Below are 20,312 nucleotides of genomic sequence, written 5' to 3' on the forward strand. Positions count from 1 at the left end.
ACACAATTGCTGATTTCAGCTGTTGGAGTTATTCAACATAGTGACGGCAACTGGATCGCATGCTCGAGAACGCGCGGTCGAGGCGATCGGCACCCGCTTTCGCCGACGCACGCGCAGGCATTCCCGACGGTTGGACGTCTCAGCCATCCGGCCATCGTGAGGTCACCCCGAGCGCAAGCCCAGGGACCGAAGTCACGAAGATTGGGTACCATCCGGCACCTCTTGGCAAATATATCGCAGACACTTGCCCTGCCTTTGAGACGGCGATAACGTGGTTGGAAGGCTGAAAAACCACGCAGAGCAGGGGCAGACAAGTAGCATAGCAAAGAGGTGGCTAATATCTAGCATGAATGTTCGGGTTAGGCTATCGACGCTTCCAGCGACCTCACGGCCCGGTAGCGAGCTTCCAAACAAACCGCGAGACCTGTTTCGAACCCCCTAGCCCAGGTCGATCGAATCCTGCGGAGATCCGTGGCCCCGACCCGCTGATGCGATTCCTCTGCGCGAGGATTGCTATCCGTTCACCACGTTCGCTTTCGCATACGTTTGAAGCGCTCTGGAGACCTCGAGGTCGCCGGAGGCGTTAGGTGCTTCCGAATTCGTTCTGCGAAATTTCCGTTTTCACCGAAATTTCCGTTTCGCCAGGGGAAGCGTCAGCACTGGGAATAGCCGCACCGATTCTGAGCGCCCATCTGGCGCCAGCCGAAGGCCGGACCGATACACCCAGCGAAGATATTTGCCTGCGGTCGGTTCGAAATCGAGGCAGCGGTGACGCACCTCGTGCTGCAATGCCGTTACGGATTGCACCCAGCTCGATCTGAATCGGACCAGAATTCTGCTCGGACCGACCACAGGGGAAGGAGACGATGAGCGATGGCCGACACACCCGCCAGACCGACCTGGATCCCTGCGGATCTGTACCCGTTCGCAGACCACTTCGATGAGATCGACGGTTCACTGGTGCATTACGTGGACGAGGGCAGCGGAGCGCCGCTGATCATGCTGCACGGCAATCCGACCTGGTCGTTCCTCTACCGGGACGTGATCATCGGACTGCGCGACCAGTTCCGCTGTATCGCCGTCGACTACCCCGGGTTCGGGCTCTCCCAGGCAGCTCCCGGATACGGATTCACTCCGGCCGAGCACGCCCATGTGGTCGAGCAACTCATCACCCGACTCGACCTGCGTAACGCGACACTGCTGGTGCAGGACTGGGGTGGCCCGATCGGATTCGCCATCGCCACCCGACACCCCGACCGATTTGCCGCGTTCGTGATCGGAAACACCTGGGCTTGGCCCAAGTCCGATCCGGGCACTCAGGCGTTTTCCCGGTTCTTGGGCGGCCCGATCGGCGGCTGGCTGATCCTGCGCCGCAACTTCTTCGTCGAGCGGATCATTCCCGCGGGTGTCCGGCGCAAGAAGCTGGCACCGACGGTGATGGACGCCTACCGTGGTCCGTTCCCGACGCCGCGATCGCGTCGGCCGGTGCACGTGTTCCCGCGCGAAATCCTCGGCAGCAGAGCATTTCTCGCCGAGGTCGAACGCGGACTCGAGGCGGTGCGCAACCGCCCGGCATTGCTGGTGTGGGGCACCGATGACGTCGCGTTCCGCGCACCCGAACGCCGCCGATGGGAGGAACAGTTCGAGGACCATCGAACCGTCCTGCTGAACGGCGCCGGGCACTACATCCAGGAAGACGCCGCCGATGAGATCGTCGCCGCGATCATCGAATGGAACAAAGGCTGAGGAGGCCCGGCTGGAGCGCCTCAGTCTCTGGCGGCGTGTGGGAGCAGGCTCCCCGGGTATCCGCGCGGCAGGGGCATCTGCCGGAGCGAGGCGAAGGAGTGGCGGTGGGTACGAACACGGTTGCCGATGTCACCGTCGAGCGGATCGATGCCAGCGCCTACACGATTCCCACGGATGCACCGGAGGCCGACGGGACGCTGAGTTGGGAGTCGACCACGATGGTGGTGGTGCGCGTGCAAGGCGGCGGACGAACCGGTTTGGGCTGGACCTACGGTCCGGCGGTATGCGCCCGCTTCGTCATCGACAAGCTCGCCGAGATCGTGCGCGGTGCCGACGCGATGAACGTGACCGGTGTGTTCGACCGCATGGTGACCCAGACCCGCAATGCGGGACGGCCCGGTGTGGTCGACTACGCGATCTCCGCGGTGGATGTGGCGCTGTGGGATCTGAAGGCGCGGCTGCTCGATCTCGCGCTGCACCGTTTGCTCGGCGCGGTGCGCACGGAAGTCCCCGTGTACGGCAGCGGCGGTTTCACCACCTACGACGCCGACCGGTTGCGTGCGCAGCTGACCGGTTGGGTCGATCAGCAACAGATCCCGCGCGTCAAGATCAAGATCGGGGAATCGTGGGGTGGCAATATCGAGCGGGACCTGGACCGGATGCGCCGAACCCGCGAGATCATCGGCGACGCCGAACTTTTCGTCGACGCCAACGGCGCCTACGGCCGCAAGCAAGCGATTCGGGTGCTGCGCCGCGCCGCCGATCTCGACGTGCGGTGGATCGAGGAGCCGGTGTCCTCCGACGATCTCGACGGGCTGCGCGAGGTCCGCGACGCGGTGACCGCCGACGTCGCGGCGGGCGAATACGGTAGTGATCTCGCCTATTTCCGGCGCATGTGTCAGGCGGGCGCGGTGGATTGCCTACAAGCCGATGCGTCGCGCTGCGGCGGCATCAGCGAGTGGATGCGAGTCGCGGCGGTGGCCGCGGCCCACAACCTGCCGCTGTCGGGGCATTGCGCGCCGCATTTGCACGCACACGCCGCAGCGGCGATCCCGAATCTTCGGCATCTGGAGTGGTTCCACGACCACGTCCGTATCGAATCAATGGCCTTCGACGGGACGCTCGATCCCCGAGGAGGCGTCCTCCGCCCCGACCCGACCGCGCCCGGTCACGGCCTGACCCTGCGTGAGTCGCAAATCGAACGTTTCCGAGTGCAGTAACTCGACCGTCCGCTCGTGCCCCCAGTCGGACTCGAACCGACACTTTGCAGATTTTAAGTCTGCTGCCTCTGCCAATTGGGCTATAGGGGCCGCCCGGTCAGCGTACCGACTCGTACTGCCGTACCGGAATTCTGTTCTGCAGGCTAGCGCATCTCCGGTGGTGGCCAGAGTAGCGCCGCCATCGCGGTCAGGTGAGCTCGTCGCTGGCGGCTACCGGGGCGATGCCGTCGGAGGAATTCGCGCCCGGTGCGTTGGCGAGCACGGAGTGGCGGCGGCCGTAGGCGAAATACACGATCAAGCCCACGGCCATCCAGACGAGGAAGCGCAGCCAGGTTTCGACCGAGAGGTTGAGCATCAACCAGAGGCACGCGAGTACGGCGAGGACGGGGATGAGCGGGACCAAGGGGACACGGAAGCCGCGCGGGAGTTCGGGGCGAGTGCGGCGCAGGATGAGGACCCCGATGGCGACCAGGACGAACGCGAAGAGCGTGCCGATATTGACCATTTCCTCGAGGGTGCCGAAGTCCACGAAACCGGCTAGTGCGGCGCAGACGACACCGACCACGATGGTCAACCGAACCGGGGTGCCGTTCTTGCCGGTGTGCGCCAGCCGACGCGGCATCAGTCCGTCGCGCGACATCGCGAACAGCACGCGGGTCTGTCCGAGGAACATCACCATGACGACCGTGGTGAGTCCGGCGAGCGCGCCGATGGAGATGATGTTCTTGGTCCAGGTGGCGCCGTGCTGCGCGAAAGCCGTTGCGAGCGTTGCTTTATCGCCCGATAGCGCGGAGTAGGGCACCATTCCGGTGAGGATCAGGGATACCGCGACATAGAGAATGGTGACGATGATCAGCGAGCCGAGGATGCCGCGTGGCACCGAGCGCTGCGGGTTCTTGGTCTCCTCCGCCGTGGTCGCCACGACATCGAACCCGATGAACGCGAAGAACACCAGACTGGCCGCGGCGAGCAGCCCGTACCAGCCGAAGGTGCTGTGTCCGGCGCCGGTGAAGTAGGAGAACAGCGACTGGTGCAGCCCCTCCCCTTCCGCGCCGGACTGCGACGGCGGGATATAGGGCGTCAGGTTCGACTTGTCGAAGTAGGTGGCGCCGACAACGAGTACCACCGCGATAACGGTCAGCTTGATGGCAACGGCCACCGCCGAAACCCGCGAGGACACCTTGGTGCCGACCGCCAGCAGCACACCCAGCACCGTGATGAGCAGGACCGCGCCCCAATCGAAGTCGATCGGCCCCAGGTGCGCGATCGGCGAATGCGATCCCATCACCTCACCGAGGTACTGCGACCACCCCTTGGCGACCACCGAGACCGCGAGCGCGAACTCCAGAATCAGATCCCAGCCGATGATCCAGGCGACGAGTTCACCGAAGGTGGCGTAGGAGAACGTGTACGCGCTGCCCGCCACCGGAACCGTCGAGGCGAATTCGGCGTAGCACAGCGCGGTCAACCCGCAGGCGATGGCGGCGAAAACGAAGGCCAGCGAAACCGAAGGTCCGGCGACATTGCCCGCGGTCCGCGCGGTGAGCGTGAAGATGCCCGCACCGACGACAACGGCGACACCGAAGACAGTGAGGTCCCACGCGGTCAGATCCTTGCGCAGTTTCGAATCGGGTTCGTCGGTGTCCCGGATGGACTGCTCGACCGATTTGGTGCGGAACAGACCGCCCCATCGAGTACCTGGGGTCGCCAACACTATCTCCTTGCTGTCGTCGACGGGTTGGCCGTCGATTTCTCTAATGCACACCGGCCATATGTCGGCTCACCCATGGTGTGAGTGCGACGACGCTCAGACCGGCACAGATCGCTACCGCTCCGGTGATGCCGAAGTACGCGAATTCGTGGTCCGCGTCATAGAACCGAGCCAAAGTACCGGACATCGAGGTTCCGATGCCAACGGAGAAGAAGTACAGCGCCATCATCTGGGCACGGAACGCCTCGGGCGCCAACTGCGTGGTGACCGAGAGACCGATCGGAGACAGCAGCAGCTCGGAGACCGCGAATGCGCCCATGATGAGCAGTACCGCCAGCGCCGGTACCGATTTGCCGCTGCTCCCCGCGAACAGCACGAATAACCAGAACGCCAGGCCCATGCCGATGACACCGAGGGCGAATTTGCGCGGTGTGCTCGGCGCGCGATTACCCAGCTTGGTCCACATCAGCGCGAACAGCGGCGACAGGCAGATGATCCATACCGGCTCGACCGAGCCGATCCAGTTCGACGGGGCGGTCCAGCCGAAGATGGTCCACCGCATCCGCTCATCGGAATACACCGCGAGCACCGTGAAGATCTGCTGGAACAGCGACCAGAAGACCGCGTTCGCGATGAAAAGCGGTATGAAGGCGCGGACCCGGCTGCGCTCCACCGGCGTCACCTTGGCGCTGGTCAGCATGAGCACGAAGTAGGCGAGCGCGGCGACGATGATAACGCCGGTGGTGACCTCGGAGAGGTTGTCCAGGTTCACCAGCCCGGTGATCAATGCCAGCGCGACCACGATGGCGGCACCGGTTACGATGCCGAGGATCGGCCCAATCGCGTTGCGCGGCAATGGATTGGGCACATGTCTACCCGCGGTGCCGAGGTTGCGTCGGTACACCACGTACTGCGTCAGACCCAACGCCATGCCGACCGCGGCCGCGCCGAAGCCGTAATGGAAGCCCCAATGCCGTTGCAGCAGGCCGGTGAGCAGCGGGCCGACGAACGCGCCGAGGTTGATGCCCAGATAGAACAGCGTGAAGCCGCCGTCGAAGCGCGGATCACCGGGCCGGTAGAGGGTGCCGAGCAGCGAGGACGCATTGGCCTTCAGTCCGCCGCTGCCGAGCGCGACCAGCACCAGCCCGACTCCGACACCGCTCAGTCCGGGCAGCACCGCCAGCGCGAGATGCCCGGCCATGACCACGACGCCGCCGTAAAAGACGGTGCGCTCCATGCCGATCAACCGGTCGGCGATCCACCCGCCGAGCACCGTGGACAGATACACCAGCCCGCCGTACGCGCCGACGATCCCGACGCCGGTGCTCTGCGATAGGCCCAGTCCGCCCTCGGTGGTCGAGTAGTACAGGTAGTACCCGAGGATGGTGAGCATTCCGTAGAACGAGAAGCGCTCCCAGAGTTCGACTCCGAAGAGGTTGGTCAACCCGATGGGATGACCGAACAGGGTGCGCTCCCGAACTGGTTGCTCCGCCATTGCTGCGTCGGACATGCTGAGACGATCCCATATGGGCAGAGAATTTCCGGCATCCCGAACAAAGTTTCCCTGCTCACGGCCGACACAGCCGGACGCGTCCGAGCTGCCGCGGGAGCAATCCGTCAACCGGTACGTCCATCTTGGATATGCCCGTTCGACGCGCGTAGTCAGCGAATTCGAGGCAACGTCGAATATTCGTCGACCCCCCTCGGTGACCCACGGCACTCGACGAGAAGACCGGACAACTTCCCGGTAAAGTTCGCCTCGCTGGACGGGGAACCCTCGTTTGTTGGCCGGACGGGGGAACCTGATGAAGCGCTCGAGCGCCCATGCGGCGCTGCTGCTCGTCGTGATCGGCGCGCTGGTGTCGCTGCTGGGCACCGGATGCGCGTCGGTATCCGCGGTGGACGCCGATCCCGTCGGGGGTGCGCTGCGGGAACCTGCGCTGACAACCAATACGCTGCACGCCGAGTTGCGCCTGTCCGCGCTGCGGTGTCAACTGCCGCCCATCGAGATGAGCGCGGCAGGCCAGCGGGAATTCGTGCAGACCGAGTTGGACTGCTTGACGAAGGCATGGGATCCGGCCCTGCGCGGGGCGGGAATGACCCTCGCGCCGCTGCAACTCGTGGTGGTCGACGACGTAACGACCGGCTGCTCGAAGCAGGTACAGTCCACCGATCCCGCGTTCTACTGCGGCGGCACTGTGTACTGGCCGACCGACGATCCGATTCATCGGGGTTGGGGTTCGCAGCTCGCGCAGTACCTGATGTTCGTCGTGATGCACGAATACGGCCACCACCTACAGTCCTCCACCGGCATCCTGCGCACCGCCGACCGCGATATCGGTACCGCGGGCGAGAAGTCACCGCTGGGACTGGAACTCAGCCGACGCATCGAACTCCAGGCCCAGTGCCTGGCCGGAGTGATGCTGGCGGCAGCGCAGGCGGGCGGCATGCTGACTCCGGCCGAGGCCGCGGATCTGATCGATATCCAATCCGATACCGAGGAGGACCCGACCCACGGCACCGGGGTGAACAGTCGGCGCTGGGTCGAATCCGGTTACCGCGGCGCCTCGACGTCATCGTGCAATACCTGGGCGGCCGCGATCGGCGAAGTGCAGTGACCGGTTCCCGATGGGGGCCGACGGGCGGCCGGTCGGGTACAAGGTCGCGATCTCGTTGTCGCGGTTGACGATCATCACGTAGTGAATCCGCCGGGTGGCCGCGATGCTAGGACCGCGCTGCCTCGGCGCCTTGGTCGTCGAGTACGACTGCTCTCCCTCGGCGCCTTGGTCGTCGAGTACGACTGCTCTCCCTCGGCGCCTTGGTCGTCGAGGTCGAGGGCGTCCGCCAGCCACGATAGCGCGTCAGGCGATGGACATGGCTATGCCGTCGAGGATGTCGTGTTCGCTGACGACGAGAGCGGAAATATCTGTGCGGCGGGACAGTTCGTAGGCGAGTACCTCGGTGATGACAGCTCCGCCACCGATCACATCGACGCGGCCGGGATGCATCGGGCCGAGGGCGGCGCGCTCATCGTGGTTCATGCCGATCAGGCGATCACAGACCTCGCGCACCTGGTCCAGGGTGAGGCTGGTGAGATGGACGCGCTCCGAATCGTATTCGGGCAGATCGAGCGCGACGGCGGCGATCGTGGTCATGGTGCCCGCGACGCCGACCCAGGTGTGCGCGCCCTCGACGGGCACCTTGGCGAAGGCCTCATCCAGTCGTTCGGTGGCGAATTCCCGTGCGGCGGTGACCTGTTCGGCGGTCGGCGGATTGCCGGGCAGGCACCGTTCGGTAATGCGGACGCAGCCGATATCGGCGGAGAATGCGGCACGCACACCATCGCTGTCGCCGACGACGAGTTCGGTGGAGCCGCCGCCCAGATCGACGACAACGAAAGGCCCTGACTCGCTGGCCAATTCGCCGACGGCACCGGCGAAGGACAGCCGCGCCTCCTCGTCACCGGTGATCACCTCGGCCTCCGCGCCCGCCACCACGGTGCCGAGTTCGGCGCGTGCCATGGCGAAGAAGTCCTCCCGGTTCGCGGCATCGCGAGTCGCGGAGGTCGCGACCATCCGCACCCGACGCACCCCCGCCTCCCGCATCAGCGCGGCATAGTCTGCGAGCGCAACCCTGGTGCGCTCGATCGCCTCCGGCGCGAGCGCCCCCGTCGCATCCACCCCCTGCCCCAGCCGCACAATGCGCATCTCCCGATGCAGATCGGCCAACCGCCCATCACCGAGCACCTCGGCGATCAATAGTCGGATCGAATTCGTCCCGCAATCAACTGCCGCTACCCGATCGCTCATGCTCAGCTCAGCTCCGCTCATTTCAGCCCCTGGCCAATTTCCCACTCGCGCTCACCGGAGCGCCCGGTCATCCAAGTTCATGCGCCGCCCGCCTCCGCGCGTGCGATCATCGCAGCACCCCACGCTCGTTCCAGCAGCCACGCACACCACAGCACCCGAACAGACCACGGCACCCACGCTCAGCTCGAGCCCCACACACAGCTCACGGCCCGGGCCCCTGCCAGCGTCCGCGCACACCGCAGCACCCGCGCTCTCTCCAGCCGCCCCGTACACCGCAGCATCCGAACTGATCGCGGCACCCACGATCGCCTCAGCGGCCATGCCCACGCTCATGCTCATGCGGATCTCACGGCGCACGCGCTCGTTCCAGCGCCCGCACTGATCACAGCGCGCACGCTCATTACAGCGCTCGCGCACAGCGCAGCGCCCAAGCTCGCCTCAGCGGCCACGCCCAAGCTCGCGCTCGTGGAACTCTTAGAACCCGCGCGCACCGCAGTAACCGCGCTCGTTCCAGCAGCCACGCTCACCGGAGCACTCGAACTGATCGCGGCACCCGCGCTCACGGCACTGCCCGCGCTCGTTCCAGCGCCCGCACTGATCACAGCGCGCACGTTCGCTACAGCGCCCGTGGACAATTCAAGCGCCGCGCTCATGTCATTGCTCGTTGGTCGGAGCGTGCGGCGGCTCGTATTTCGGCCAGTCGGCCGGGATTGCGGTGCCGCGCAGGCCGCTGTCGGCCGCCATGGCTACCGCTTCGTCGCCGAATGGGTTGACGCCCGGACCCTTGGCGAGGGAGTGGGCGATCAGGACGTGCAGGCATTTCACTCGTTCCGGCATGCCGCCGCCGGTGAAATCGGTGCCGAGCGATTCGATTTCATCGCGCTCGGCCAGATAGCTCTCGTGGGCGGCGCGGTAGGCGGCGGCCAATTTCGGGTCGGTGGCGAGGCGCTCGGTCATTTCCCGCATGACGCCCGCGGATTCCTGCCTGCTCGCCTCTGCGGTGAGGCGCGGATCGGTCAGGTAGTAGAGGGTCGGGAAGGGGGTGCCGTCGGGCAGCCGCGGCGCGGTCTTGACCACCGCGGGCAGCCCGTCCGGGGTGCGGTAGGCGACGGCGAGTACGCCGCGCGGTTCGCGTCCCAGCTGCTTGGCGATGATTTCGAGATCGCGGTCGTTCGGTGCGGTCACCTGGGTCCTTCCGGTGCTGGCTGCGGTGTGGCCGGTGCGGCCGCGGGCGCCGGGGCCTGCTGCGGTTGCGAAATACTGCGCCACAGTTCGGTGTACCAGGGCTCGGGCGCCTTCGACTGGGTCGGTGCGGCGGGCGGCGCGGGCGCTTCGATACCGGGCACCTGCACGATATAGGGCGTCTCACCCGGCATCACCAGCCGCAACCGGTCCCTGGCCTCGGAGCGCACATATGCCGGATCCTGTTGCTGCGCACGACGATCCCGTAGCTTGGCGAGATCGGCCTCGAGTTCGATGCGCTCCTGCGCCAGGTGCGCGGCCTCGGCGCGCTGGGTGAAATAGGTGCGCAGCGGCACGGCCAGGGTCAGCGCGAGTGCGCACACGACGATGGCCAGGATGACCGCCTTACCGGTGGACAGCCCGAGGATGGTGCGATCGTGCTTGTCCTCGTGCCCGCCGGAGCGCAGCCCTATCTTCTGCGGCTTGGCCTTCTCGGCGGCTTCGGATCGCCTGCGGGTCGTCCGCTTCGGTGCGGCCGCGGGAGATTCGGCGGCCGGGCGCGATCTGGCAGAGCGCGACGTGCGGCGGTTCCCACGTCCGGCTGGACTGGATCCACGCGCACGTCGCTCTGTCATACCGCTCCCCTAGCCGGCTAGCCTTCGAACGCGAAGCGCGGGAACGCGACATCACCCGCGTACCGTGCCGAATCGCCGAGCGCGTCCTCGATGCGCAGCAGCTGGTTGTACTTGGCGACCCGCTCGCTGCGGGCCGGGGCACCGGTCTTGATCTGACCGCTGCCGACCGCGACGGCCAGGTCGGCGATGGTGGTGTCCTCGGTCTCACCGGAACGGTGGCTCATCATCGTCTTGTAGCCGTTGCGGTGCGCGAGCTCGACGGCATCCAGTGTCTCGGTGAGCGTGCCGATCTGGTTGACCTTCACCAGCAGGGCATTGGCCGCGCCCTTGGTGATGCCCTCCTCCAGGCGCTCCGGGTTGGTGACGAACAGGTCGTCGCCGACCAGCTGCACCTTGTCGCCGATCTGATCGGTCAGCGTGACCCAGCCGTCCCAGTCGTCCTCCGAGAGCGGATCCTCGATGGAGACCAGCGGGTAGGCGGCGAGCAGTTCGGCATAGAACTGCGCCATATCGGCGGCCGAGCGGTCGCTGCCCTCGAACTTGTAACCGCTGCCCGCGGTGTAGAACTCGGTGGCGGCGACATCGAGCGCGAGCGCGACATCGGTGCCCAGCTTCAGACCGGTCTTGGCGACGGCGACCCCGATCAGGTCGAGCGCTTCCTTGGTGCCCGCGACGGACGGCGCGAAACCACCCTCGTCACCGAGACCGGTGGACAGGCCCTTGGACTTCAGCACCGACTTGAGCGCGTGGTACACCTCGGCGCCCCAGCGCAGCGACTCCTTGAAGGTGGTCGCACCGATCGGGGCGACCATGAACTCCTGCACATCGACGCCGCTGTCGGCGTGCGCGCCGCCGTTGAGGATGTTCATCATCGGCACCGGGAGCACATGCGCGTTCGGGCCGCCCAGGTAGCGGAACAGCTCGAGGCCCGAGGATTCGGCGGCGGCGCGGGCCACCGCGAGCGAAACCCCGAGCAGGGCGTTCGCGCCGAGGCGGGACTTGTCCGGGGTGCCGTCCAGATCCAGCAGGACCTGGTCGACGGTGCGCTGCTCGACCGCGTCGAGGCCGATGACGGCAGGTGCGATCTCGTCGAGCACACCCTCGACGGCCTTCTGAACCCCCTTGCCGCCGTAGCGCTCGCCGCCGTCGCGCAGTTCGACGGCCTCGTGCTCACCGGTGGAAGCACCGGAGGGCACGGCAGCCCTGGTCAGGGTGCCGTCGTCGAGGGCGATCTCGACCTCGACAGTGGGGTTTCCGCGAGAATCGAGGATCTCGCGAGCTCCGACCTGTTCGATGATGGCCACGAAAACGACACTCCTTCGGCTGTTGGCACGGTAGGTCTGACGGGTAGGGCCGTGCGCCTGCGAGCCTAGCGTCCTCGCCGATTGCGCAGTAACCGGCACTCCGACGAATCGCTTCGCACTGTCGCGATGAGCACCCGTTGTTTCCGCCGAAGGATGCTCATGCCCGGCGCCCGACGCTGTACGCCGCGGCGCGATCGCGGACGGTCAATAGATAGGCATTCGATTGGTTGTAGGTCAATAGTGCCTGCTGCCAGCCGCGCTCGGAGGTCAAATCGCCACCGCTCGCGCACAAATAGCGGGCCGCGGTGAGTGCGGCGTCATCGATATTCTGCGGATCGGCGACGCCGTCGCCATTGGCATCGACACCCCAGCGCTCCCAGGTTTCCGGAATGAATTGCAATGGGCCGAGCGCCCTGTCGAACTCCGGATCGCCGTCGAGCCTGCCGCCGTCGGTGTCCTTGACCAGTGCAACGCCCGGCACACCGTCGAGCGGGATGCCGATGATCGGCGGGCGCACGGTGCCATCCGCGTCGACCTCCGAACCGCGATGGGTGCCGTGCTTACTCTCCACGCTGGCGATCCCCGCAAGCGTGGTCCAGGCGATTCCGCAGTCGGGCCTGGACCGGCCCATGATCGCCGCGGCATAGCCGTACGCCTCCAGCGCGATACTCGGAATGCCGAGTTTGCCGGATTGCTCGTCGGCCCAATCGCGCAACTGCACGGCGGTGCGACCGGGCGCGTCCAGGTCGATCAGCGGCAGCGGCGTGCCGGGGCCGGGCGGGATGCCTTCGGGAATGGGCGGAAGGTTGCGTTCGGCACCGCAACCGGCGAGTACCAGAGTCACCATTGCGGCGACCAATACGCCGGTCAGCTTAGCGAGCATTCCTCCATCATCCAGATCCGAACGACCACCCCCGCGAAGCACGCGTCGCGGCAAGCCCAGCGTCATATTCCCTCCCCCTGCAGACCCAGCATGCCCGGTGGTCATGCGCTCCGTGATCCGAGATTACCGAGCAGCTCACCGAGAGCACAGCCGCGAATTCGTCCTCGCAGAACTACCGCGCATCACGCATAAGCAGTGCGCGGGGAGCACCTAGTGCCATGTCCAGATAGCTTCTGCCGTATCGCCGCTCGGGGTTCGGTCGAACGGAGTCGAATAGTGGTCGCACACGTCGAATTCGACCGCCATATCGCGAGCTGCCGGAGGCGGATAGCAGCAAGCGATCTGGCGCGGCACTAGCCGAGGAGTTCGCGGGTCGCGGTGTGCGCCGGGGTGGTGAGGACCGCTGCCGCCGAGCCGGATTCGACAATGCGGCCGTGGTCGAGGACGACTAGGTCCGAGCAGTGTCCGGTGACAAGCGCCATGTCGTGGGTGATGACGAGTAGGCCGGTGTCGTGTTCGGCGCGGATGCGGTCGAGCAGGGCCATGATCGAGACCGCGGTGTGGTGGTCGAGGGCGGAGGTGATTTCGTCGCAGACCAGGACGGTGGGCTCGGCCGCGAGCGCTCTGGCAAGTGCCACTCGCTGGCGTTGGCCGCCGGAGAGTTCGTGCGGGTAGCGGGTGGCGAGATCCGGTGTGAGTTCGACCGAGTCGAGTAGATCGGTAATGCGCTGCGCCAGTTGTCGTCTCGGCACCCCGCCGAGTCGGCGCAGCGGTCGGCCCAGGGTCTGGGCGACGGTGCGACGGGGGTTGAGCGCGGACCGTGGGTTCTGCGTGACCAGCTGAATACCATTGCGACCTCGTCGACCGGGTCCAACCGGGATCGATTCGCCGCGCAGTTCCAACGATCCGGTCGCTTCCCGGTGCAGCCCGGCAACCACCCGCGCGAGAGTGGTCTTTCCCGCTCCCGACGCCCCGACAATAGCCAGAGCCGCGCCGCCAGGAAGCACGAAGTCGATGTCTGCCAATACCTCGTGCCCGTCGATCGAGGCACCGATATCCTGGGCGCGCAATATGGGATCCGCAGCAACCTCGACTGTCCTGGAGCGCACTGCTACTGCCCCGTGGCCCTCGTCAGGCTGCAAAGCCGCGGTGTCGACGTCTCGGCCGAGCGGAATCTGCGCGGCCGTCGCCAGGATCGACGCTGCACTCCCATTCGATCGCGGCCCACCGGAACGAGTGGGCACGGCTGCGCGGCCGATTACCTCGGTATGCCCGGCCCCTAACTCGACCACATCATCGGTGATCGTGTGAATGGTCGCGGTGTCGTGCCCGGACAGCAGGATCGCGGCCGAGCGCTGAGCCGCGATATCGGCTAGCAGCCGGGCTATTTCAGTACGGAGGGAACCGTGCAGCCCAGCCAGGGGTTCGTCGAGAACAAGGATCCCGGTATTACGGACCAGCGCACGCGCGAGGGCCACCCGACGCTGCTGACCACCGGAAAGTTCCCCGGGGCGACGTCGCAAGTGCTCGTCGGATAGGCCGACCATTTCCAGAGTTTCGGACACGGCGACAGCGGGGTGGCGAACCTCGTTGAGCAGAGAACGCACCCGCATCAACGGATTGAGGGCCGAACCGGGATCCTGGCCGACATAGGCGATGCTTTCACGCCGGAATCGTTGCAGTGCAGCGGGATTCAATGCGAATACGTCTTGTCCGGCCACCACGGCCGAACCAGCCGAACGCCGGGCTCCGGTTGGCAGATGCCCGAGCAGTGCCCGCATCAGGGTGGTCTTGCCCGACCCGGACGGACCGGTGAGCGCGGTGACCTTACCCGCCGCGACGCGGAAACTGGTGGGCCCGAATAACTCCTGACCATTCGATCCGCATACGGTCAGCGCATCGACGACGACAGACGCATTCATCCCCGCTCCTCCAACGCATTCGATCGCGCACCGGCCGGTAAGTCGAAATCGCGTGTCCTGCGAACTGCCCACCGTCGTGGACGGTGCTGATCGAATGAGGTCACCGCGAGATTCACGCTGACCGCGACCACCGCGATCGCCAGACTCGGCGCCAGCACCGACCAGGGGTTGAGCAGCATGCCGGAGGAATTCTCGCGCACCATGACCGCCCAGTTGCTCGCGCCGAGCGTGGTCGGCAGTTGCAGAAACGAGGCGGTGCTGACCACATACACCCCCTCCACGAAGCGCAGGCCGAGTTGCGCGGCCGAGACCGCACGCAGATTCGGAATCACCTCACGGAATACCAAGTGCGGCAGAGTTTCACCGCTGGCTCGGGCGGCTTCGACATAGCCGCTCGCCGCAACTCCGGCGGCGGCCGCCGCGAAAACTCTTGCGCAGTATGGCGTTCCGAAGAGCAGAGCCACCACGACAAGCCCGTATACACCGGCATCCGGCCATGCCGTCAGCACCAGCAGGATCCCGAGCACCGCCGGGAGCAGGATCGCGAAATCGGCGACGCCCTCGATCACCGCACCGACCCGAGGACGCAATGCCGCGATCGCGCCGAGCACGCACGACAACCCCGTCACCGCGACCGCGATCACGCCCGCCAGCAACAACAGACCCCAACCGCCATAGAGCAGTTGAGCCAGCACATCGCGTCCGAGCCGATCGGTACCCAACCAGGTGTCCGCACCCGGCCGTGCGAACGGAATCCCCACCGCCTCCTCAGCAGGCCGAGTCGCCGCGCTCGGACCGAGCGCCGCAGCGACGACCACGATCAGCGCGGGCACTACCGTGAGAAATCTCTTCACTTGCGACCCCTGCGGCCTCGAAATCCACGGCGCGCCTGTCATATCCGCCCCCGCAGCGCCCAGGCCCGAATCCCGTCCGCCATGGCCAGCATCGCCATGACGACCACCCCGGTCAGCGCGACCACCGCGGCGATCAGGGAGGTGTCCCGATCGGCCACCGAACCCGCCAGCACCGCACCCAGCCCCGGATAGTTGAAGATGGTCTCCACCACCAGCGCACCGCCGAGCAGCATGCCGACCGTCGTCGCGAAACTCGCCACAATCGTCGGCAGCGCGAACGGCAGCACATGCCGGGTCAGCACCGTGGTGGTCGAAAGTCCGTCCAGCACCGCCGTTTCCACATGCGGCGTGCGCGCGGAATCGAGTAGCGCGGCGCGCACCACCCGGGTATTCCAGCCGGTCTGCGGTATCGCCAGTGCGAGCACCGGCAGCACCAACATGTCCGGACCGGCGGGAAATCCGGAGCGCCCGGTAATGGTGACGGCGGGCAACCACCCCAGGCCCAAGGCGAACACCAGGATCAACAAGGTTGCGATGACGAACTCCGGAATCGCCGCCGCCGCAGTGGTGCTCGGCTGCAGCAGCCGAGTAGCCGGGCCGCGCCGCGCCGCCCACCAGCCGCCGAGCAGCAGCGACGCGACGACCGTCACCAGGAAGGCCAGCCCACCGAGCAGCAGCGTCGGCGGAAACTTATCGGCCAGTAGCGCATTGATCGATCGCCCGCGCGCGGTGCGGCCGAAATCACCGGTCACCACACCGAATATCCACTCGACGAACCGCACCGGCAGCGGACGGTCGAGGCCGAGCTCGTGTTCCTTCGCCGCGATCTGCTCCGCGGTGGCGTCGCGGCCGAGTACCGCGCGGGCGGAATTGCCCGGCAGCAGATCGACGGCCGCGAACACCGTCGCCAGCAGCGCGATCAGCAGGACGACGCGCCGGATGAGGAGTCGGGCGAAGGACATCACTCCGCGAGCCAGGCTCGTTCCAGCTGCACCCTGGCGAAGCCGCCGAGGGTCGGCACATCACGCACCCGGGACGCCGCGATATCGATACCGTCGGCCATGCCCCACACCAGATAGCCGCCGCGGGCGTACTGGATCCGCTGCACGTCACGGCAGGCCGCCGCGTATTCCGAGTCACTGGTAGCGGCAAGGGCTTTCGCGGTGGCCGCATCGAATTCGGCGTCCTTGAAGGCGGTTTCGTTGCGATTGGATGTCGATGACATCAGCTTGGTCGCGAAGAACAGCGTGGAGTCATTGGTGCCCCAGGAGACCGTGTACAGCGGCGCCTTCAACCAGGTCTGGTCGTAGAAGGTGTTCGACTCCTGCGTCACGACGTCGAGGCGCAGTCCGATATCGGCCAGCTGCGTGGCGATCACCTTTGCCGATTCGACCTCGCCCGGAGCTTCGGCCTTGGTGAGGAACTGGTAGCTGCGCCCGGTATCGAATCCGGCATCGCGCAGCAGCGTCTTCGCCCGGTCCACATCGCGGGTCCGCTGGGCAATGGTGTTGTCGTACAATGGATCACCGGTGCCGAGGATGTCGTTCGCGACTGCGCCGTACCCCGAATGCACCTGATTCACCAGGGCCTTGCGATCGACACCCAGCCGAATGGCCTCGCGTACCCGCGCATCGGCGAACGGTCCGTCGACGGTCCGCAGCGCGACCCCGACCATGGTGTCGTTCGAGCGCCGCACCACCCGCAGATCACCGCGTCCCTCGGCGGTCCGGCCAGCGATCGCACCGACATTCGAGGCCAGATCGATCTGCCCGCCGAGCACCGCATTGCCAAGTGCCGTCACGCTGTCGAACATGGTGACCTCGATGGCATCCAGCAGTGGTGCCGGACCGTACCACCGATCGTTGCGCACCAGCCGGGCATTGCCACCCTGATAGGACTCCAACCGGAACGGCCCGGTGCCGATGGCCTTGGTGAAATCGGTGGTGTCCTTCTTGACCGTGAACGTCATCAACCGAACCAGCAGCGGTAGTTGCGAATTCGGTTCGGGCAGCGCGATGACCACCCGGTTGGGGCCGTCCGCGGTGATGTCCTCCACGGCGGCAGGCATTTTCGAGGCACCGCCGACGGTGCGCAGCCGACGCAGCGACCACACCACGTCGTCGGAGGTGACCGGGGTGCCGTCGTGGAAGCTCGCGCCGTCGGCGATGGTGAAACTCCAGCGCCGCCGCTGCGCATCGGCTTCCCACCGACTCGAAAGGCGCGCAGCAACATTCGGGTTCGCGCCGGGTACCGTGAGCGCGTCGTACACCAGCGAGGTGATGAGGAAGTCGCTGTCATTGCTGAGATTCGCATGCGGATCGCGTTCGATGCGCGCCGCGCTGCCGAGCGCACCGACCCGCAGGGTGCCGCCGCGCCGCGCCGGGCCGTCCGAATTGCCGCCGTCCGAACATGCGGCGACCAATAGCACCGCGCCGACACCGAGTCCCGATCGCAGGAGTTGTCGTCGATTCCATTCCATGGTGCTGCCTTCCTCGAACATCAACGAGCTACCCGCGCCCGACCGCGAACCCTAGCGAATCCAGCTAGGACAGGCTAGCCTAATAGAGTTCCAGGCGTTGAGTTTTGCCGCAGCACAGCTATCAGTCACCACCCCGAAGATGATGCCGCGAATTAGCCACAAGCTCTGATCTCAGTCATGCAGTCGTGCTATTTTGAGACTCGCTTAGGTAAGGCTTGCTTAACGCGGCAAGACCCACTAGCTTCGCAGATCGAATCGTCATACCCCGCTTTTCGACCCGATGCGAAGAAGGGATTCCTGGTGAAAGGCGTTCTCTCCGAACGTAAGACGCTTCACCCACTGGATATCGAACGGCGCCAGCTGCCGAGCACCGCCGGACATGCGGTGCGCGCGCTGGCCCGTGAGATATGTATCACGCTCGACTCCCGGCCCGATGGCACCGCGAATATCGCGCGCACGCTGACCGATCCGGCATTGCTCGAGCAAATCGATGCCCGTGTCGGCGAGTTGCCCGATGCGGTGCGCGTCGCCATGCGACCGCCCGCCACCACGGCGGGCGCCACCATTGTCGGCACATTGCCTTTGCACGACGGCGAATTCGGCCCGACCCCGCCGAGCTGGGTCGAAGCGGCCCGCTGGAGTGGTGAATCCGACCGCCGCGCTAGCTCATTCGAGCTCGATATCGCGATGCTGCTGCTGGCCCGCAGCGCGGGTGAACCGTTCGGCTGGCAGGGCCAGCAGGGCGGGCGGCTGGTCAACAACATCGTGCCATCCCCCGGCCACGAACACGAACAATCCGGTGCGAGTAGCAAGACCCTGCTCAGCCCGCATACCGAGGACGCCTTCCACCCGGATCGGGCCAACCTGCTGATGCTGGCGTGTCTGCGCAATCCGGACGGCGTCGGCACCACCGTCTCCTCCGTGCGCCGGACCGAGCTCTCCGCCGACGAGCGCCGACTACTCGCGGCGCCGACCCTGCCGATCCTGCCCGACGTCTCCTACGGCACCGGGCACGAGTGCTACTCCGCAACGCCACTGCCGACGCTGTGGAGCGAATCCGCCGAGGGCACAGCGGATTTGACGCTTCGCTACGATCCGGCATACACCCCGCTCGACGATGCCGATACCGAATTCCGGCTGGCATACGCGCGCCTCACCGCGGAGCTCGAACGCGTCTGCGTCACCGCCGCACTGACCCCCGGCGAGCTATTGCTGGTGGACAATGACGTGGCCGTACACGGTCGAGTACCGTTCACCGCGCGCTACGACGGCACCGACCGCTGGCTCAAGCGCGTCAATGTCCGGCTGCCCGAACGACGGCGGCGGGCCGCCGAGGCCGACGAAAATGGTTATGGGCAACGGATCGTCGCCCCGTTCCGAGCGGCAAGCAACCCGCTCGCGATCGTCGGTGTACCGGCCCGGGCTACCACCCGGACCGCAGTAAGGCTGGATACGACAAAAAATGATCGAGGAACCGTTGAGCACTCGTGACCGGAGCACACCACTGCGTGTGCTGAGCCGCAGCGATCTCGCGGACGTGCCGATCACGCCCGCCGATGTGGTTCGCGCGGTGGAGGATGCGTATCTCGCCTTCGCCGCGGGTGATTCGGATAATCCGCGCAAACTCAGCGTCGCGAATCCGGATGGCTGGTCGGTGTCCTATGCCATGCTCGGGCGCGACGGCCGTCGCCGGGTGGTCGCGATGAAGACCTCCTATAAATTCGATCCCGGCCACGACCGCAGCACAAAGCGCTACTACACGACCATCACGCTGTATGACGACAGCACCGGCGCGCCGATCGCCATGATGGACTGCGCCAGGGTCGGCGCGCTGCGCACCCCTGCGGTTTCGGCGCTGTTGGTGCGCGAGACCGCACGCCGCGGCGCGGAGAGCGTGCTGCTCATCGGCACCGGCACCCAGGGCCGAAATGCGCTGCCGCACTTGCTCGCCGCCAATCCGCAGCTGCGCAAGCTGATGCTCTACGGCACCCATCCGGAGGGCCTTGCGGCGGTGCGCGATTACCTCGCTGCGTACAACCCGCACGCATTACTCGAAACCGTCGAGGATCCGCGTGCGGCCGCGGGTGCCGCCGATGTGGTGTTGGCGACGGCGGGGCCGGGCACCGAGGTCGCGATCGAATCCGAGGATCTCGCACCGGGTTCCACCGTGGTGCTCGTCGGCTACGGATTGGCGCCGTCCACGCTGGTCGACGCCGATCGTGTCATCGCGACAAGCGCCGAGCAAATGGCGCTGACCGGCACCGATATGACCGGTCCCGACGGCAGGTTGCGCACCGTCGACGCCGAACTGCCGCAGATCCTGAGCCGCCGCGCGATCGGCCGCCGCTCCGACGACGAGCGGATCTTCGTCTACAACAGCGGGTTGGTGCTCACCGATATCGCGGTGGCACACGCACTCGCCGAACGAGCCATCGCCCAGGGCCGTGGCACGGAGGTGCCCCTGTGGGACTAGACATCGGCGCCGTCGAATTCGACAAGGAGGTGCACACCCTCGGCACCGCCGAGCCCGACGGCACCCTGCCGTTCGACGACGGTTCGACCCGCGA

16 protein-coding genes and 1 tRNA gene are annotated in these 20,312 nt (G+C 66.2%); 5 read left to right on the forward strand and 12 right to left on the reverse strand.

The features are described 5' to 3' along the window. The first annotated feature begins 873 nt into the window (after positions 1-873). Together NA5_RS15545 and NA5_RS15550 are read left to right on the forward strand one after the other, a co-directional pair. Positions 874-1,746 carry an alpha/beta fold hydrolase gene (locus tag NA5_RS15545; protein WP_062986396.1) on the forward strand — a complete coding sequence of 291 codons (873 nt, stop codon included), beginning with the start codon at positions 874-876 and terminating at the stop codon, positions 1,744-1,746. A 104-nt stretch (positions 1,747-1,850) separates the two neighbouring features. Continuing rightward, positions 1,851-2,966, forward strand: coding sequence for an enolase C-terminal domain-like protein (locus NA5_RS15550; RefSeq protein WP_062986594.1), 1,116 nt, complete (start codon positions 1,851-1,853; stop codon positions 2,964-2,966). A 16-nt stretch (positions 2,967-2,982) separates the two neighbouring features. On the opposite strand, the gene NA5_RS15555 is transcribed toward NA5_RS15550, so the two are convergent. The 3 genes from NA5_RS15555 to NA5_RS15565 all read right to left on the reverse strand — a co-directional run bounded on the left by NA5_RS15555 (position 2,983) and on the right by NA5_RS15565 (position 6,187). Beyond that, positions 2,983-3,056, reverse strand: a tRNA-Leu gene (locus tag NA5_RS15555). 97 nt (positions 3,057-3,153) lie between these two features. After that, entirely contained in the window at positions 3,154-4,677 is a 1,524-nt protein-coding gene (locus NA5_RS15560; protein WP_157110441.1) for an amino acid permease, read from the reverse strand. A gap of 43 nt (positions 4,678-4,720) precedes the next feature. Further along, complete coding sequence (locus NA5_RS15565) at positions 4,721-6,187, reverse strand: peptide MFS transporter (RefSeq protein WP_084484160.1); 1,467 nt, start codon at positions 6,185-6,187, stop codon at positions 4,721-4,723. 295 nt (positions 6,188-6,482) lie between these two features. Here NA5_RS15565 and NA5_RS15570 point away from each other — a divergent pair, with 295 nt between their 5' ends. Continuing rightward, complete coding sequence (locus NA5_RS15570; protein WP_062986401.1) at positions 6,483-7,295, forward strand: neutral zinc metallopeptidase; 813 nt, start codon at positions 6,483-6,485, stop codon at positions 7,293-7,295. A 243-nt stretch (positions 7,296-7,538) separates the two neighbouring features. On the opposite strand, the gene NA5_RS15575 is transcribed toward NA5_RS15570, so the two are convergent. The 9 genes from NA5_RS15575 to NA5_RS15620 all read right to left on the reverse strand — a co-directional run bounded on the left by NA5_RS15575 (position 7,539) and on the right by NA5_RS15620 (position 17,745). Beyond that, on the reverse strand, positions 7,539-8,486 hold the full coding sequence (locus tag NA5_RS15575; protein ID WP_062986403.1) for a Ppx/GppA phosphatase family protein: 948 nt from the start codon (positions 8,484-8,486) through the stop codon (positions 7,539-7,541). Between the two features lie 654 nt (positions 8,487-9,140). Then, positions 9,141-9,671 carry a DUF501 domain-containing protein gene (locus NA5_RS15585; RefSeq protein WP_062986407.1) on the reverse strand — a complete coding sequence of 177 codons (531 nt, stop codon included), beginning with the start codon at positions 9,669-9,671 and terminating at the stop codon, positions 9,141-9,143. After that, on the reverse strand, positions 9,668-10,303 hold the full coding sequence (locus NA5_RS15590; protein ID WP_062986409.1) for an FtsB family cell division protein: 636 nt from the start codon (positions 10,301-10,303) through the stop codon (positions 9,668-9,670). Before NA5_RS15590 ends, NA5_RS15585 begins: the two co-directional genes overlap by 4 nt. Positions 10,304-10,320: 17 nt before the next feature. Next, positions 10,321-11,607 (reverse strand): phosphopyruvate hydratase, encoded by a 1,287-nt coding sequence (gene eno / locus NA5_RS15595; protein WP_062986411.1) that lies wholly within the window; start codon positions 11,605-11,607, stop codon positions 10,321-10,323. A gap of 157 nt (positions 11,608-11,764) precedes the next feature. Beyond that, complete coding sequence (locus tag NA5_RS15600) at positions 11,765-12,490, reverse strand: lytic transglycosylase domain-containing protein (protein WP_062986413.1); 726 nt, start codon at positions 12,488-12,490, stop codon at positions 11,765-11,767. A gap of 353 nt (positions 12,491-12,843) precedes the next feature. Continuing rightward, on the reverse strand, positions 12,844-14,412 hold the full coding sequence (locus tag NA5_RS15605; protein ID WP_062986415.1) for an ABC transporter ATP-binding protein: 1,569 nt from the start codon (positions 14,410-14,412) through the stop codon (positions 12,844-12,846). Continuing rightward, positions 14,409-15,266, reverse strand: coding sequence for an ABC transporter permease (locus NA5_RS15610; RefSeq protein WP_245672247.1), 858 nt, complete (start codon positions 15,264-15,266; stop codon positions 14,409-14,411). Before NA5_RS15610 ends, NA5_RS15605 begins: the two co-directional genes overlap by 4 nt. Before the next feature lie 38 nt (positions 15,267-15,304). Next, entirely contained in the window at positions 15,305-16,228 is a 924-nt protein-coding gene (locus NA5_RS15615; protein WP_062986416.1) for an ABC transporter permease, read from the reverse strand. Next, the gene (locus NA5_RS15620; protein WP_062986598.1) at positions 16,228-17,745 is read right to left on the reverse strand and encodes an ABC transporter substrate-binding protein; all 1,518 of its coding nucleotides are present in this window, start codon (positions 17,743-17,745) and stop codon (positions 16,228-16,230) included. The genes NA5_RS15615 and NA5_RS15620 overlap by 1 nt, the downstream gene beginning before the upstream one ends. A gap of 300 nt (positions 17,746-18,045) precedes the next feature. Between NA5_RS15620 and NA5_RS15625 the strand changes: the two genes are divergently transcribed. Further along, a complete protein-coding gene (locus NA5_RS15625) occupies positions 18,046-19,236 on the forward strand; it encodes a TauD/TfdA family dioxygenase (RefSeq protein ID WP_062986417.1) in 1,191 nt (396 codons plus the stop codon). Further along, on the forward strand, positions 19,208-20,218 hold the full coding sequence (locus NA5_RS15630; protein WP_174555235.1) for an ornithine cyclodeaminase family protein: 1,011 nt from the start codon (positions 19,208-19,210) through the stop codon (positions 20,216-20,218). Before NA5_RS15625 ends, NA5_RS15630 begins: the two co-directional genes overlap by 29 nt. The last annotated feature ends 94 nt before the right edge of the window (positions 20,219-20,312 follow it).

The organism is Nocardia anaemiae NBRC 100462, from assembly GCF_001612725.1.
Lineage (GTDB): Bacteria > Actinomycetota > Actinomycetes > Mycobacteriales > Mycobacteriaceae > Nocardia > Nocardia anaemiae.